The sequence below is a fragment of the Paractinoplanes polyasparticus genome, from assembly GCF_019710575.1.
Classification (GTDB): domain Bacteria; phylum Actinomycetota; class Actinomycetes; order Mycobacteriales; family Micromonosporaceae; genus Actinoplanes; species Actinoplanes polyasparticus.
Genome location: NZ_JAHWFK010000038.1, coordinates 69,501 through 85,003 on the forward strand (window position 1 = coordinate 69,501; position 15,503 = coordinate 85,003).

The window sequence follows — 15,503 nt, forward strand, 5'->3', positions numbered from 1 at the left end:
CGCAAACGGCGATCCCCGCGCGCCAAGCCCGCCGGCGGGCCGTCACGACCGGTCGTGAGCCGCCGCGAGTGGCCGCGGACCGTCATGAGCCGCCTCCGGCTGCCGCCGACCGTCACGAGCTGTTACCGGCCGTCGCGAGCTCCCGCGCGTTGTCGTGAGTTCCGGGGAGCCGTCGCGGCAGGAGCAGAAGGGCCAGTACGGCGGCCAGCGCATAGGTGGCCGCCTGGACCTCGAGGAGCGGCAGCGTGCCCGTGATGCCCTGCAGCAGGCCGGCCATGAGCAGGCCCACGGCCTGGCCGGCCGCCTGCACCAGACCGAACGCCGCGAAGGTGCGGCCGCGCCGGTCGTCGGCCGAGGAGCGCTGCAGCAGGCTGGTCAGGCCGGCGCCGAGGAGCACGCCGGGCGCGCCGACGATGGCGAAGAGGATCCCGTACGCGATCACGGCGTGCGTGGCGAAGGACAGGTTCCACGACAGGGCGGTGATCGCGGCGAAGCCGACGGCTCCGAGAATCGTCAGGCGCACCACGTCGAGACGGGCACCGAGCACGCCCAGCAGGGCGCCGGCCGCGATCGCACCGATGGCCTGGACCCCGCGCAGCAGGCCGACGTCCGCCTCGGAGCCGTTGATGACATCGGTGACGAAGAAGACGAACAGCACCACGAACAAGCCCTGGGCGACGGCGGCGACGAACGCGACCGTGAGCGGCGCGCGGATCGCCGGGTCGACCAGCGCGCGGAGGATCCGGCCGGACCGGGCCGGCGCCCTTCCGGCTCGATCGCGGGGCAGGGTCGCGACCAGCGCCGCGGCGATCAGGTACGTCGCGACGTCGACGAGCGCGACCCCGCTCAGCCCGACCACCGCGAGGAGCACGCCGCCGAGCGGGCCGCCCACGATGCGTCCGAGATCGTTGTTCAGCCCGACCAGCGCGTTGGCCGACATCGCGCGTTCGGGTCCGACGAGTGCGGGCAGCAGGGCGTTCTTCGCGGGCTCGAAGAAGGTGGCGAACGTGGCCTGGGCGACGATGACGCCGAAGAGCAGCGGCAGGTCGGAGCGATCGCGCACCACGAGCAGCGGCAGCAGCGACACGGCCTGGGCCAGTGTCGCGGCGACCATGACCGTACGGCGTGGAAGCCGGTCGACGAGGCGGCCGGCGAGCGGGGCGAGGAGGACGGGCGGGGCCAGGGCGAGCATGAAGGCCATCGAGGTGCCGAGGGGCGACCCGGTGAGCCGCAGGACGACGAGCGGCAGCGCGATGAACATGAGCCAGTCGCCGGCGTCGGAGACCATCCCGGCGATCCACAGGCGGCGGAAGGCCGGCACGGCCATGGCGGACGCCGGACGACGCCGGTCGGCCGGGCCCGGCGCGGTCACGTCCGCCGCCCGAAACCCGGACGTGGGAGGGCCATGAGCGAGAGGTGCACGTGCTCGGCGTCGGCCGGGGCGTCCTCGCGGGTGGGGTGCAGATAGGGGCGGACCACCGCATCGATGCGCTGCAGCACGTCGATCAGCTCTTCGGGCGACACCGCGAGGCCGTAGGAGGCGTGCGGTTCCTGCTCTCGCCAGTGCCGCGGGAACTCGGCGCGACGACGCAGGTATTCGCGGGCCAGGTGGTGGTCGAGTTCGATCGCGGCCGCCAGCACCGCGGTCGCCCCGGCCGCGCCCTCGCCGGTGTTGTCGACCGTGAACCCGGTAAGGGTGGTGCGCCACGGTCGCGACCGCCCGTCACCGGAGTCGTCCGGCTCGACCAGCCCGTGCGCGGCGAGCACCCGGAGGTGATAGCTGCAGTTCGACGGGGTGTCCCCGACGGCACGCGCACAGGCGGAGGCAGTGGCGGGGCCGGCCGACATCAGATAGCCGAGGACGTCGAGGCGGACCGGATGCGCCAGCGCGTCGAGGACAGCAGGATCGGCAAAGCTGGGTCGACGCTCCGGCACGGCAACTCCCTAGATCTGAAAGACGTTTTCAGATCGTAGGCGCGTCCCGGGAAACCTGCAAGACTCTTTCAGATCGCCCGTTTCGGCACCGGGGGCGTCACCGGCTGTCCGGGCCGCGCCGCTCGGGCAGACCGGCCGACGGCAACGTAACCATCGGGGCCGCCCCGGTGCATCGAGTCCCCGATGCGCGGTCGTCAGTTCTCGACCGCTAAGGGCCGACCCCCTGCACCGTGCGGCCGTCCTCCAGATAGCGCACCCGCTTTGTTTTCCAGGCGGCGCGAACCCGACGCCGGACGGGTCCGCTGAGCAAGGGCAGCGCCGCGTCGATCGGCAGGATCCTGCTTTCGGCAATCTCGACCGGCTGGAGGACCACCGTGTCCAAGACGTCGTCGTCGAAGACGCCGCAGTCGAAAAGGAAGCGCATACCACCCGGCCGGTCATGCCGTGGCCGGCGGAAGTCAACGCACTTGAGCCGCCCCGTGGTGACGTCGATGCCGCATTCCTCCCTGGTTTCGCGGCGACATGCGTCCCAGGGTGACTCGCCGATCTCGACAATCCCGCCCGGGATCGTCCAGCCGCCCTTGTACGTCGGCTTCAGGATGAGTAGTCGGTCGTTGCGAGCACGGACCAGAGCGCCGGCCGAGGCCGGGATGGTCGGGAGTGCGAACGTCAGCTCGGGTAACTCATCGGCCTTGACGTCGCCCATGGAGAACATGCTAGATCTGGAGCGACCGATCGGCCATCGGCCGGGGACGCCGCCGTGCTTCGGGCTCAGGGGCGCGGCAGCAGGCCCACGAGCGACGTGCTGATGGCGAGTCGCAGGGCTGTGCGCAGGTCGATGCGGTGGACGGCGAGCGCCGGCTCGGACTCGTAGACGGCGACCAGGCTCGGCGGCGGCGAGGTGTAGGCGGACAGCGCGCCCCCCACGATCAGGACGTTCAGGCAGAAGAGCTCGGCCTGGTCGCCCACCTCGGGCAGGTGCTGCCGGATGAGGCCGGCCATCACCGCGAGGTTGGCCAGCGAGGCCCGCTTGTGCCGGCGGACCACCTCGACCGAGACGTTGTGCTCGAGCACCCCGCCCTGCGCGCCGTAGAGGTCGCAGAGCACCGTCTGGGCGGCGAGTGAGCGGCTGAGCACGTCGGCCAGCTGCTCTCCCCGTTCCACGGCGGACCGGGCCCCATCGACGCTTCGGATCAGCTCCGGTTCCAGCTCGGCCAGCCAGGTCTTGGTCCGGTCGTCCATCAGGTCGAGCAGCACCGCCTCGCGGGACTCGAAATAGCGCAGCACCGCCGTCTTGGCCAGGCCGACCCGCCGGCTCAGCTCGTTCAGGGTCACCTCGGCCACCGGCATCTCGTCGAGCATCGCCGAAGTCGTCTGCAGGATCGCCTGGCGCCGGGCTTCGCGCTGCTCCTCACTGCGGGCCCGCTGGAACGTCATGATCCCACCTTAGCTTAGGTACCGGCGGTCTCTTGACAGCGTACCGGCGGTACATTAGCGTTCAGACATAACTTACCGGCGGTACATTGGGGAGAACGCGATGAAGTGGACCGAGCAGCAGATTCCGCGCCAGGACGGCCGGGTGGCCGTGGTCACCGGCGCCAACACGGGGCTGGGCTTCGAGACGGCCCGGCAGCTCGCCGAACACGGAGCCTCGGTGGTGCTGGCCGTGCGCGACACGGCTAAGGGCAAGCAGGCCGCCGCCCGGATGAACGGCGATGTCTCCGTACGGGAGCTGGATCTGACCTCGCTGGAATCGGTGCGGGCCGCCGCGGCCGGGCTGCACGCCAGCCACCCGCGGATCGACCTGCTGATCAACAACGCCGGCGTGATGTACACCCCGAAGCAGAACACCCGCGACGGCTTCGAGATGCAGTTCGGTACGAACCACCTGGGCCACTTCGCGCTCACCGGGCTGCTGCTCGACCTGCTGCTGCCGGTGCCCGGCTCGCGGGTGGTGACGGTCAGCAGCACCGGCCACCGCATCCGGGCCGACATCCACTTCGACGATCTGCAGTGGGAGCGGTCGTACGGCCGGGCCGCCGCCTACGGCCAGTCGAAGCTCGCCAACCTCATGTTCACCTACGAGCTGCAGCGGCGGCTCGCCCCGCACGGCACCACTGCCGCAGTGGCCGCACACCCTGGCATCTCCAGCACCGAACTGGTCCGCAACGCCCCGGCGATTTTCCGCCGATCGTTCAGCTGGCTCACCCCGCTGCTCGCGCAGCCCGCGGCGGCGGGCGCGCTGCCCACCCTGCGCGCCGCCACCGACCCGTCCGTACTGGGCGGGCAGTACTACGGTCCCGACGGCCTGGCCGAGGCGCGCGGCAACCCGAAGCTGGTCACGTCCAGCCCCGATTCGTACGACGTGACCGTGCAGCAACGGCTCTGGGCCGTCTCGGAGGACCTGACCGGCGTCCGTTTCCCCGTGGGCCAGGTCGCCGCCGCGGCGTGACTACGCGACGTCGGGGCGGGTCATCAGGGGCGAGCGCAGGTGCAGGGTGAGATCGCGGGTGGTCAGGGGGTCGATGTTCCACGTCGCGGTGGCTGTGCCGTCGGCGTCGACGACCAGCCGGACCCGGTGCGGGGTGGTGATGACACAGAGGTCGGCGACGAACGTGTCGCCCTGCCAGGCGCCGGCAGCGACGACGGGGCGGCCGAGCGGGGAGCTTTCGCGCCATTCGCCGTGGCCGACCTCGATGGTGAGGGAATCTCCGATGTGGACCAGCCACCCGCGGGAAATCGGCTCGACGACGGCCTTGGTTCCGTCGGGCAGAGCCGGGCTCGCGACGGGACCGCCGGGAGCGAGGGCCAGCGATCGGTTGTCGGGCGTAGCGTCCAAGCCGGGCAGCAGACAGTCCCAGATCGCGTCGAGCACGGCCTGCGCCTGGTGGTGGGCGCCGGTCGTGGCGACCACCAGGTCGTGGGACGGGACGACCACGCACAACTGGCCGAAGGCGCCGTCGCCGTGGAAGCCGTGGCGGGAGATCCAGAACTGGTAGCCGTAGCCCTGTGTGTAGTCGGCGCCACCCGCTCCGACCTCGGCCGGGAAAGTATCGATGTGGCGGCTCGTCGCCAGCCGCACCCATTCAGGTGGGACGAGTTGCCGGTCGCCCCAGCGGCCGCCGCGCAGCAGCAGTTCGCCGAAGGCGGCGACGGCCTCGGTCGTCAGGTGCAGGCCGTGAAAGCCGAAGGCGGCGCCGCTCGCCACCCTGTCCCATTCGGCGTGCTCGATGCCCATCGGGTGGAAGAGGCGGTCGTCGAGGAACTCCGGCAGTCCCCGGCCGGTGACCCGTTCGACCATCCGGGCCAGCACGTACGTCGTCGCGTTGTCGTAGGTGTGGCGGGTTCCCTCCGCGTGCGCGAACGGCACGCGGAGGAAACCCTTCACCAGATCGTCCGGTTCGTGCTGCCACGCCTCGGTGAGGCTGTCGGTGTCGTGGCCGGCTGTCATGGAGAGCAGGTGGTGGACGGTGATGCGGCGGCCCTGCTCCGGCAGGCCGGCCGGAACATGGTCGGGCAACACGTCCACCACCCGGTCATCCAGCGCGAGCAGGCCGTCCGCGATCGCCAGGCCCACGGCGATCGAGGTGAACGACTTGGTCAGCGAGTAAAGCAGGTGGGGGCGGTCGGCCGAATAGGGCGCCCACCAGCCCTCGGCCACGACGTGACGGTGGTGCACGACCATGAGGGAATGGCATTCGACGCCCTGCTCGTCCAGACGGTCGAACAACGCGGCCACCGAACCCTTCGACCGGGGCAGCAAAGCTTTCAGTGCACGACCTCCAGAAGTTTTCGGAAGGATAGCCCGTCGTCGCCGGCGTCGATGACCACGCGGTCACCGGGGCGCAGGGTGTCGACCAGGATCCGTTCGGCCAGGGCGTCCTCGACCTCGCGCTGGATGGTGCGACGCAACGGCCGCGCGCCCATCGCCGGATCGAAGCCCCGGCGGGCCAGATACTCGCGGGCGGCCGCGGTCAGCTCGGCCGTGATGTCCTTGGCCCGCAACTGGGACGAGACCCGGGCCATCATCACGTCCACGATGCGCAGCACCTCGTCCTGGCTCAGCTGCGGGAAGACGATCGTCTCGTCGATGCGGTTGAGGAACTCGGGGCGGAAGTGCTCGGTCAGCGCCTCGGTCACCCGGTGCTCGCGGCGGCTGCCGAAGCCGACCGCCGCCGCCCGGCCGGTGCCCAGGTTGCTGGTCAGGATGATGATCGTGTTCTTGAAATCGACCACGCGGCCCTGGCCGTCGGTCAGGCGGCCGTCCTCGAGGATCTGCAGCAGCGCGTTGAAGACGTCCGGGTGGGCCTTCTCGATCTCGTCGAACAGCACCACCGAGAACGGCTTGCGCCGCACCTTCTCGGTCAGCTGGCCGCCGTCGTCGTGGCCCACGTAGCCGGGAGGCGCGCCGACGAGCCGGGAGATCGTGTGGGTCTCCTGGAACTCCGACATGTCCAGCTGGATGAGCGCGTCCTCCGAGCCGAACAGGAACTCGGCCAGCGCCCGGGCCAGGGAGGTCTTTCCGACGCCGCTCGGGCCCGCGAAGATGAAACTTCCTGAGGGCCGCCGAGGATCTTTCAACCCGGCCCGCGTACGCCGGAGGGCGCGCGAAACCGCGGCCACCGCCGCGTCCTGGCCGACGACCCGCTTGTGCAGTTCGTCCTCCATGCCGAGCAGCCGGGTCGCCTCCTGCTCGGTCAGCCGATGCACCGGCACCCCGGTCCACGTTGCCAGCACTTCGGCGATGTGGTCGCGGCCGATCTCGATGAGACCGTCGCTGCCCGCTTGCTTCTCCTGGTCGCGCAGGTGGGCCGCCCGTTCGAAGTCCTGGGCGTCGATCGCGGACTCCTTGGCGCGGCGCAGGCCGGCCAGCTCGGCGTTCCGGCCGGGCTCGGTCAGCCGGCGGATCCGCGAGCGGGCGCCGGCCTCGTCGATCAGGTCGATCGCCTTGTCCGGCAGGAACCGGTCGGGGACGTACCGGTCAGCCAGCGTCACCGCCGTGACCAGGGCCTCGTCACTGTAGGAGACGCGGTGGTGGGCCTCGTACTTGTCGCGCAGGCCCTTGAGAATCTCGATCGTCTCGGCGTTCGTGGGCTCCTCGATCGACACCGCCTGGAAGCGGCGGGCCAGGGCCGCGTCCTTCTCGAAGTACTTGCGGTACTCGGTGGTGGTCGTGGCCCCGATGGTCTGCAGCTCGCCGCGGGCCAGCATCGGCTTGAGGATGCTGGCTGCGTCGATCGCGCCCTCGGCCGCGCCCGCACCCACGAGCTGGTGGATCTCATCGATGAACAGGATGATGTCACCGCGGGTGCGGCACTCCCTGACCACCTTCTTGAGCCGCTCCTCGAAGTCGCCGCGATAACGGGAGCCGGCGACCAGCGAGCTGATGTCGAGCGTGTAGACCTGCTTGTCCCGCAGCGAATCCGGCACCTCGCCGCGGACGATGCGCTGGGCCAGGCCGTCGACGACCGCGGTCTTGCCCACGCCGGGCTCGCCCAGCAGCACCGGATTGTTCTTGGTCCGGCACGACAGCACGACCAGGACGCGGTCGATCTCGTGCTCGCGGCCGACGACCGGATCGAGCCTGCCTTCGCGGGCGCGGCCGGTCAGGTTCTCGCCGAACTGGTCGAGCAGCGTCGAGGCGGCCGGCGACACCGGCTCGGGTTCGGCCGAGGCTGAGGCCGACAGCAGGGTGAGCACTTGTTCGCGTACGCGGGAAGGGTCTGCCCCCAGCACCTGCATCGCGACACCCTCGCCCTCGCGGATCAGCCCGAGCAGGAGGTGCTCGGCGCCGATGTAGTTGTGGCCGAGCTGCAGGGACTCGCGCAACGCCAATTCGAGCACCTTCTTGGCGCGCGGAGTGAACGGGATGTGCCCGCCCGGCGAGGAGGCGCCCAGGCCAACCTTGTCCTCGACCTTTTCCCGTACGGCGGAAAGGGTGACCCCCTGGCTGCCGAGCGCCCGCGCGGCCAGGCCCTCGCCCTCGCGCAGCAGTCCCAGCAGCAGATGCTCGGTGCCGATGTAGCTGTGGTTGAGCAGCCGGGCCTCTTCCTGAGCCAGGACGACCACTCGGCGGGCACGGTCGGTGAATCGTTCGAACACGACAATCACGTCCTCGCGGCGAGGGCCCACGCACCTCACCGATAGACGCGTGTCATCGCGCGACGGGTGAGATGCGCTGAGTCGAAGCCTCTTGGCGTGATCACGCGGCCCGCGTGGGGAGCCGCGCAACGCTCGTGCAGGCGCGCTGCCCCCTCACCATAACGCCGGCCGTCCTACGATGGCGTTCAGGGAGGCCCGCGATGACCGGAACGAAGCACCGACACCCCGTCCCCGACCGCGCCCGCCGCCGCGCCGTACGGGCTCTCGCCGCCCAGCTCGGAGTGCCTTATTCGGTCGCCGCCCGGATGCTCGCCGAGGGCCGGCGCCCGGTGGTGTTCGCCCAGCGCGAACAGCGCCCGTTCCACGCCCGGGTCCGCGACACCCGCGAGGCGGTCGACCTGCCCCTGGGTCGCGCGGCCCACCTGGCCACCCGCTTCAAGACCGGCGAGCCGCGCCTGCGCACGGTGCTGGCCATGCTCTACGCGACGGTCGAACACGAGGCGCCGGCCCTGAAGCCGGCCCCCGAGGAACTGTCGTGGGTGGCCGACCTGGGCGAGGAGGCCGCCGTCGACATCACCTGCGGAGCCCTCGACCAGGCCGCCCGCCTGCTCCTCGACGACGACACCTGGCACCTGTGGAACCGCATCGAGGCCGCCCTCACCGCCGGCGACCTCAACGCCGACCCCCGCATCCGCGACGCGGCCCGGCTGCTCGGCCGCGAGCTGCGCACGGTGAGTCTGCGCAGCGCCCTCCCGGCCGCCCGCCGAACCCTCGACGCCTTGCTGGTGGTCTAGGGCAGCAGGGTGCGGACGTGCGTCAGGGCGGGCTCGGTGAGGGGGAAAGTCACGGTGCCCTCGTGGTCCTGGCGTTCCAGGGTCCACTCGTCGTGGAGGCGGCGGATCGTCACCTGGACGTTGGGGGCCTCGCCGTGCCAGACGGCGTCGCCTCGGCCGGCGCCGTAGCGGGATCGGGAGAGCGCGCTGATTCGGGCCACGCTCGCGCACGCGCGGCAGCGGCCGTCGGGGGTTGCGGTGCAGCGGCGGCAGACCGGGCCGCCGCAGAGGGGGCACGGGGCCACGCCGTCCTCGCAGGCGCGGCAGGTGCTGGTCAGGCAGGTCGCGCAGGTTCGGACGCTCGCGGCCAGGTGGTGGCTGCGGCACACGTAGGCCTCGGTCAGCGGGTCTCCGGTGACCGCGTCCGGCACGTGGCCCTCCAGCTCGCCGGCTTTCACCTCGTACGTGATCTGGAGCTGGGGGCCGTCGGGCAGCGACCAGACCTCCTCGACCTCCAGGCCGATCGCGACGTGGGCCTGTCTGGTCGGGTGGGCCGCCAGGCGCTTGCTCAGCTCGGCGATCAGCGGCTCGGGCAGGTCGGCCGTCGCTGAGGGGGCGGCGCCCGGTTCGCCGGGGGCGACCGCGGCCTGGGCGCGGGCGGGTGGCACCGACTCGGCCTGCGGCGGCTGCACCACTCCGACGTACCAGAGACGCCTTTGCATTCGGGACGCGCCGGCGATGGTGATGCCGGTGAAGTCGTCGGCGGTGGTCAGTGCGGTGACCGTGGCGGTGACGCCGGGTGCGACGAGGGCCGCGCCGACCAAGGCGCGGGTCAGGTCGCCGGGCTCGGCCGAGATCTCGTGCCACACCGGGTCCTGGGCGTCGTGCCGCAGGCCCAGCAGCGCGTGGGCGCCGACCCGGGCCAGCACCGCCTCCCACTCGCCGAGCCGGGTTCGCGCGACCACCTCGGGCTGGGGGTTCCAGTCGGCCTCGGCCCACCACACAGTTCCTTCGGGCGCCTCCCACTCGGCGACCGTCTCCGAGGTGGTGGGGCCGGAAGCGGTCCGGTGTACGAGACCGCGCGCGTCCACCGCGACCAGGTCTTCCGTCCGCATGCGGCAGGCCACGAGCCGGGCCGCCGCCGGTTCGGCGTCCACGGGTTCTCCCGCCGGGCCGCCCGGGGACGGCGTCCGCTCGACCGGCAGCGCCGCCGCCAATTCCGCGCGGAGGGCGGAATCCGGCGTGCCGCCGTCGTTGGCCGATGGCGGATCGAAGGTGCCCGCCGCACGGGTGTCGCCGACCATGACCGCCCAGTGCAGGGTCGTCCCGGTGGTGCGGTCGACCGTGAGCCAGTCGCGGGGCGCGGGCGGGCAGTGCTGCTCGGGCAGGGCGTGGACGTCCACGTCGCCGGCGCCGACCAGGCGGGCCGCGGCGATCCGCAGCGGCAGCAGAGGGTCGTCGGTCGCGCTCGTCCAGCGCACGATGGCCGAGCCGTTCAGCAGCACCACCTCGCGGCGGTGGGGCCCGGCCAGCCGTACGACCGTGCCGCCGTCGTCGGTGGCGGTCAGCGCGGTCAGGCCGTGCGCGCCCAGCTCCTCGGGAAGGTCGCCGGCCGAACCGGGGGCCGCGGACCGGCAGGTGAGGCAGACCGAATCTTCGCGGCAGGAGCGGCACATGTCCCGCTCGCAGATCCGGCAGGGTTCCACCGCGAGCGCCCGGGAGCAGGCGCCGCAGGACTCGTCGCCGCACCGGGCGCACCGGGCCGGCGGCACCTCGGCGCCGTTGCGGCACGCTGCGCAGGCCGGACGGTCGCACGTCGTGCACGCGAAGAGCCGGGCCACCTCGCGGCAGCACGGCCCGTAGACGCTGCCGCAGGCCGGGCAGCCGGTTGCGCGGCTGATGTCGAAGAAATGACCGAGGCTGTCGACCGAGACGTCTCGGTGGAGGACCTCGCCGCTGGGCAGCCTGATCGACAGGGGCGCGTCGGGGGCGAGCGGGGTCCGGCCCTCCGGCTTGTTCAGCGGTGAGCCGGGGGCGATCAGGTAGGCCCGCGAGGTGCTGCCGTGCGGGGACTGCCACGTCTCCTCGATCTCGAGGCAGTCCGCCAGGGCCACGGCCTCGAGCGGACGGTCGAGGGCGGTGAGCGCGGCGAGCAGGTGGTCGTCGGCGACCACGTCCACCTCGCGCAGCTCCTCCCGGAGGGCGTCCCCGGAGAGCGCGTTGACCATCGGCTCGCCGGTCCCGCCGGCCAGCAGGATCGGGGGCAGCTTCCACACCTGGCGCTTGACCTCGGTGCCGCGGACCGGGGTGCTGAAGTCGAGCCGGGAGCTCGTGGCCCGCCAGGGATGCCGCACCAGCACGCGGCCGGGGTCCTCGGCGCGGTGGGCGAGCTGGTCCTCGGCCCGCGGCGTGGCGCCCGGCAATCCGGGCACGAACCATTGCGCCGTACGGGACCCGTCGCTCAGCCGGCACAGGTACGAACGGTGCAGCCCGTCCACCTCGATGCGCACCGGACCGGCCTGCCCGGTGGCCACTGCCCGCCCGCCGGCGACCGGTTCGTGCTGGGCGGCGGCCCACTCCACCGGCTGCGACCCGGCCGGCATCGAGCCACCGTCGCCGTCGTGCCACAGCTCGCGGTAATGGAACTGGCGGTCGATCCAGCGCACCACGGTCAACGAGACAGCGGCGACGGCGGGCGGCACGGGAACGGGGTGGGCAGCCCGCAGCTCAGCGAGCAGATCGGCGAAGTCGTCCTCACTGCCGACGGCCGTTCCAGCCATCGAAAGCGAGCCGGCGGCCGCGGGGTCGACGGACGGTCCGGCGATCGAAGGCAACTCGGCGGCGGCCTCGGGGTCGACGGAGCTGTCTGTTGCCGGTCGGGTCGACCACCACGTCAGCTGCTCGACATCGGCCCACAGCGCGCCCTCGGTCACAGCCTCCGGGGCCGCTGCGGCCACCAGACCAGCCGAAGGCGGGAGACCGAAGCGGGCAGCGAGGGCCCTCAGACGTACGCGGGAAGGGTCTTGAACGTGCGCGCCGGGAAGCAGGAGCCGCCGCTCCCCCGCCGGCGACACGTGCACGGCGTGCTGCGCGCCGACCAGCAGGACCGCCTGATCGCCCAGCCGCCACCCGAGCTCGAACTCGGTGTCGAGCGACGGGTCGCGGGCGGGCTGCACCGACTCCGCCACGACTGCCCTCACACTCCCCTGGCCCGACCGCAAAATTCGATCCTAGAGAGGGCGCCCGTGACCCGGATGCGCCGAACGGTCCCGGGAAAAGACCGCCTGACGACCATGAGGTCGTCCGAACGACCGACGGCCCTGGGCGTCAGGCGACCTCGCGCGCCTTCAGCGGCTCCCACCACGACCGGTTGTCGCGGTAGCAGGCCACCGTGGCCGCCAGGCCTTCGTCGAGGCCGGTCTGCGGGGCGTACCCGAGCTCTTCGCTGATTTTGGTGATGTCCAGCGAGTAGCGCCGGTCGTGGCCCTTGCGGTCGGCCACCGGACGCACCATGTCCCAGCCGGCGCCGCACGCCTCGAGCAGGCGGCCGGTCAGGTCGCGGTTGCTCAGTTCGGTGCCGCCGCCGATGTTGTAGACCTCGCCGGCCCGGCCCTTCTCGAGCACCAGCTGGATGCCGCGGCAGTGGTCGGAGACGTGCACAAACCGAGAAGTCCCCGCATCCCGGGCCGCATCGAGCAGAACCTGGGTGCCGAGAACATTTGTGCGTACGAAGGGAATCGCCCCCGCAATCGACCGACCCACATGTGCACGTCTGGCGAGTGTAGACACGGTGGCTGCGCTGCGTAACCTGCGCTGGTGCGCGGAATTCTGCTCGCCGGGGGAACCGGCTCGCGACTCTGGCCCCTTACCATCGCGACGTCGAAGCAACTCATGCCCATCTTCGACAAGCCGATGGTCTACTACCCGCTGACCACCCTGGTGTCGGCCGGGATCCGCGAGATCCTGGTCATCACCACGCCCGAGGACCAGCCCCAGTTCCGGCGTCTGCTGGGCGACGGCAGCAGCTTCGGGCTCTCGCTGTCGTACGCGGAACAGCCGGAGCCGAACGGCATCGCGCAGGCCTTCCGGATCGGCGCCGACTTCATCGGCGACGAACCGGTCGCGCTGATCCTGGGCGACAACATCTTCCACGGCGTCGGCCTGGGCCGGCAGCTGGCCCGCTTCCGCGCGCCCGCCGGGGGCCGAATCTTCGCCACCCCGGTGTCCGATCCCGAGCGGTACGGCGTCGTGGAGTTCGACGGCGACGGCCGGGTGGTCTCGATCGAGGAGAAGCCGGAGAAGCCGAAGAGCACGTACGTGGTGCCGGGCCTGTACTTCTACGACGCGGACGTGGTCGCCATCGCCGACAAGCTGCAGCCCAGCGCCCGAGGCGAACTGGAGATCACCGCGGTCAACGAGGAGTACCGGCGCCAGGGCCGGCTCGACGTGACCGTCCTCGAGCGGGGCACGGTGTGGCTGGACACCGGAACGTTCCAGTCCATGGTGCAGGCGTCGGAATACGTGCGGGTCATCGAGGAGCGGCAGGGCCTGAAGATCGGCTGTGTCGAGGAGGCGGCCTGGCGGTTGGGGTTCATCTCCGACGACGAGGTGCGCGCGCTGGCCGGGCCGCTGCTGAAGAGCGGCTACGGCGATTACCTGCTCCGGATTCTGCAAAGCGGCCCGCGTCCGGTCAGTCGGGTTCAGGACATCGAGACATCCTCATCGGACTATTGACCACCGGTTCCCCGGTTGCTATGTCCGGCGCAATTCTGTGGCGGTGCACGGCGATGCGCGCCGAGAATGACGAAGGTCCATTCTGACCACTTTGGACACCGTTTCTGAACCGCCCTCATCCGAACCGGCACAGGTCTCGCACGGAAAGGCGTAGCGCGGACCGGTGACCCTTCAGCAGTCTTTCCCTTGTGTGTCCGGCGCGTTACCGCGCGCCACGGGGGCCGGCCTGCCGAGCCGACTCCCGTCCGGCATGCGGATTTACGGTTGTCGATGACGGAGGCGCCGAGTGCGGACAGTCGATGCGATGTCGACCCTTGACCTCAGAGACCGGAAACCCCAGCTCAGCAACCTTCCAGCGGCGGGACGCACCCGATCCGGCTGGCAGCGCCGGTACGTGCTGACCCTGTACGCCCTCGACTTCATGGTCGGTCTCGGCGCGGCCGTCTCGGCCCTGCTGCTGAGGTTCGGCGCACCGAACCGGGACCCCTTCGCCCGTGATTATTTGTTATTGACGTTCATAATTCCGCTGGCCTGGCTGACGTGCCTCGGCCTCAACCGCGCATATGAGCCCCGCCACCTGTTCGTCGGTACCGACGAGTACGCCCGCGTGTTTCGTTCCGGATTGGCCCTGACCGCCGGTCTGGCCATTATTTCGTTCACATTCAACCTCCGTTTGGCGCGCGGTTACATCGTTATCGCGATTCCGCTCGCCCTCGCGGTGAGCCTCGCCGTCCGATACGTCTACCGCCAGCAGCTGCACCGGCGCTGGGCCCGCGGCGCGCAGCTGCACCGGGTGATCCTGGTCGGGCACGAACGGGCCGTCGCCGACATGACCCGGCGGCTCAGCCGCGAGCGCCACCACGGTCTCGACGTCATCGGCGCCTGCCTGCCACCGGGGCGGGTCCGCGACGGCTTCACCCTCGGCCTGCCGCCCATCTTCGGCGCCTTCGACGGCGTCGCAGCCGCGGTGGCGCGGGCTGAGGCCGACACCGTGGTCGTGCTCTCGTGCCCCGAGATCGACGGTTCCGCGTTGCGGCGCCTCGCGTGGCAGCTCGAGCGCGACGACATCGACCTCATCGTGGCCAGCACCCTGATCGACGTCGCGGGCGACCGCACCACGATCCGGCCGGTCGACGGCCTGCCCATGCTGCACGTCGAGCATCCGCGTCTCAAGGGCAGCGCCCGGCTGGTCAAGGCCGCCTTCGACCGGATCGGCGCCTTCGGGTTGCTGGCCCTCAGTTTCCCGGTGCTCTGCGTCGTGGCCGCGCTGGTGATGTTCGGGCCCGGCGGCCGCGGCCCCGCCGTCTTCCGGCAGGAGCGGGTCGGCAAGGACGGCAAGCTGTTCACGCTCTACAAGTTCCGCACGATGGTGGTCAACGCCGAGGCCCGGCTCATCGAGCTGCGCAACCTCAACGACACCGACGGCGAGCTCTTCAAGATGCGCAAGGATCCGCGGGTCACGCCGGTCGGCCGCTGGCTGCGCCGGTTCTCGCTCGACGAGCTGCCGCAGCTGGTGAACGTGCTGAAGGGCGACATGTCGCTCGTCGGCCCGCGGCCGCCGCTGGCCAAGGAGGTGGCCGGCTACCCGTCCGACATGCTGCGGCGGCTCGTGGTCAAGCCCGGGCTGACCGGGCTGTGGCAGGTCTCGGGCCGGTCCGACCTGTCGTGGGAGGAGTCCATCCGGCTCGATCTGACCTACGTCGAGAACTGGTCGCTCTCCATGGATCTGGCCATCCTGGCTCGGACCGTGAGCGCGGTCGCCCGCAGCTCGGGCGCGTACTGAAAAGCAGGGGCCTCACCCGTTGTGGGTGAAGCCCCTGCGGAGAATCAGTAGCCGAAGTTCTGGGTGAAGTAGGGCAGGCCGTTGGACGCGTAGGCGACACCGACGCCGACCGCGATCGCCTTGCAGTTGAGGATGTTGGCGCGGTGGCCCGGGCTGGCCATCCACGCGTTGACCAC

13 protein-coding genes are annotated in these 15,503 nt (G+C 71.2%); 4 read left to right on the forward strand and 9 right to left on the reverse strand.

Going from position 1 to position 15,503, the window contains the following annotated elements:
* Positions 1-112: 112 nt before the first annotated feature.
* From KXC43_RS33290 to KXC43_RS33305, 4 genes are all read right to left on the reverse strand, one after another.
* Positions 113-1,372 carry an MFS transporter gene (locus KXC43_RS33290; RefSeq protein ID WP_221380181.1) on the reverse strand — a complete coding sequence of 420 codons (1,260 nt, stop codon included), beginning with the start codon at positions 1,370-1,372 and terminating at the stop codon, positions 113-115.
* On the reverse strand, positions 1,369-1,935 hold the full coding sequence (locus KXC43_RS33295) for a winged helix-turn-helix domain-containing protein (RefSeq protein ID WP_221380182.1): 567 nt from the start codon (positions 1,933-1,935) through the stop codon (positions 1,369-1,371). The genes KXC43_RS33290 and KXC43_RS33295 overlap by 4 nt, the downstream gene beginning before the upstream one ends.
* 208 nt (positions 1,936-2,143) lie before the next feature.
* Positions 2,144-2,641: an NUDIX domain-containing protein gene (locus KXC43_RS33300; protein ID WP_221380183.1), complete on the reverse strand. Its 498-nt coding sequence runs from the start codon at positions 2,639-2,641 to the stop codon at positions 2,144-2,146.
* Between the two features lie 65 nt (positions 2,642-2,706).
* Positions 2,707-3,372, reverse strand: coding sequence for a TetR/AcrR family transcriptional regulator (locus tag KXC43_RS33305; RefSeq protein WP_221380184.1), 666 nt, complete (start codon positions 3,370-3,372; stop codon positions 2,707-2,709).
* 100 nt (positions 3,373-3,472) lie between these two features.
* On the opposite strand from KXC43_RS33305, the gene KXC43_RS33310 reads away from it, so the two are divergent.
* A complete protein-coding gene (locus KXC43_RS33310) occupies positions 3,473-4,387 on the forward strand; it encodes an SDR family NAD(P)-dependent oxidoreductase (protein ID WP_221380185.1) in 915 nt (304 codons plus the stop codon).
* Here the strand turns inward: KXC43_RS33310 and KXC43_RS33315 are convergent, their stop codons facing one another.
* Together KXC43_RS33315 and KXC43_RS33320 are read right to left on the reverse strand one after the other, a co-directional pair.
* Positions 4,388-5,698 (reverse strand): serine hydrolase domain-containing protein, encoded by a 1,311-nt coding sequence (locus KXC43_RS33315; RefSeq protein WP_255645276.1) that lies wholly within the window; start codon positions 5,696-5,698, stop codon positions 4,388-4,390. It abuts the gene before it with no gap.
* 5 nt (positions 5,699-5,703) lie between these two features.
* Positions 5,704-8,037 carry an ATP-dependent Clp protease ATP-binding subunit gene (locus KXC43_RS33320; protein WP_221380186.1) on the reverse strand — a complete coding sequence of 778 codons (2,334 nt, stop codon included), beginning with the start codon at positions 8,035-8,037 and terminating at the stop codon, positions 5,704-5,706.
* Between the two features lie 200 nt (positions 8,038-8,237).
* On the opposite strand from KXC43_RS33320, the gene KXC43_RS33325 reads away from it, so the two are divergent.
* Entirely contained in the window at positions 8,238-8,831 is a 594-nt protein-coding gene (locus KXC43_RS33325; protein WP_221380187.1) for a hypothetical protein, read from the forward strand.
* On the opposite strand, the gene KXC43_RS33330 is transcribed toward KXC43_RS33325, so the two are convergent.
* Positions 8,828-11,998 (reverse strand): hypothetical protein, encoded by a 3,171-nt coding sequence (locus KXC43_RS33330; protein WP_221380188.1) that lies wholly within the window; start codon positions 11,996-11,998, stop codon positions 8,828-8,830. The genes KXC43_RS33325 and KXC43_RS33330 overlap by 4 nt on opposite strands.
* A 139-nt stretch (positions 11,999-12,137) precedes the next feature.
* Positions 12,138-12,599 carry a GDP-mannose 4,6-dehydratase gene (locus tag KXC43_RS33335; RefSeq protein WP_221380189.1) on the reverse strand — a complete coding sequence of 154 codons (462 nt, stop codon included), beginning with the start codon at positions 12,597-12,599 and terminating at the stop codon, positions 12,138-12,140.
* 27 nt (positions 12,600-12,626) lie between these two features.
* On the opposite strand from KXC43_RS33335, the gene rfbA reads away from it, so the two are divergent.
* Entirely contained in the window at positions 12,627-13,544 is a 918-nt protein-coding gene (gene rfbA, locus KXC43_RS33340; protein ID WP_221380190.1) for a glucose-1-phosphate thymidylyltransferase RfbA, read from the forward strand.
* Between the two features lie 304 nt (positions 13,545-13,848).
* Complete coding sequence (locus KXC43_RS33345) at positions 13,849-15,327, forward strand: sugar transferase (protein ID WP_221380191.1); 1,479 nt, start codon at positions 13,849-13,851, stop codon at positions 15,325-15,327.
* Between the two features lie 44 nt (positions 15,328-15,371).
* Here the strand turns inward: KXC43_RS33345 and KXC43_RS33350 are convergent, their stop codons facing one another.
* Entirely contained in the window at positions 15,372-15,503 is a 132-nt protein-coding gene (locus tag KXC43_RS33350) for a CAP domain-containing protein (RefSeq protein ID WP_308129373.1), read from the reverse strand.

Excerpts from the sequence above, each read along its gene's own strand:
- KXC43_RS33300 (WP_221380183.1), bottom strand. The coding sequence starts at position 2,641 with ATGGGCGACGTCAAGGCCGATGAGTTACCCGAGCTGACGTTCGCACTC.
- KXC43_RS33305 (WP_221380184.1), bottom strand. The coding sequence starts at position 3,372 with ATGACGTTCCAGCGGGCCCGCAGTGAGGAGCAGCGCGAAGCCCGGCGC.
- KXC43_RS33310 (WP_221380185.1), top strand. The coding sequence starts at position 3,473 with ATGAAGTGGACCGAGCAGCAGATTCCGCGCCAGGACGGCCGGGTGGCC.
- KXC43_RS33325 (WP_221380187.1), top strand. The coding sequence starts at position 8,238 with ATGACCGGAACGAAGCACCGACACCCCGTCCCCGACCGCGCCCGCCGC.
- KXC43_RS33345 (WP_221380191.1), top strand. The coding sequence starts at position 13,849 with ATGTCGACCCTTGACCTCAGAGACCGGAAACCCCAGCTCAGCAACCTT.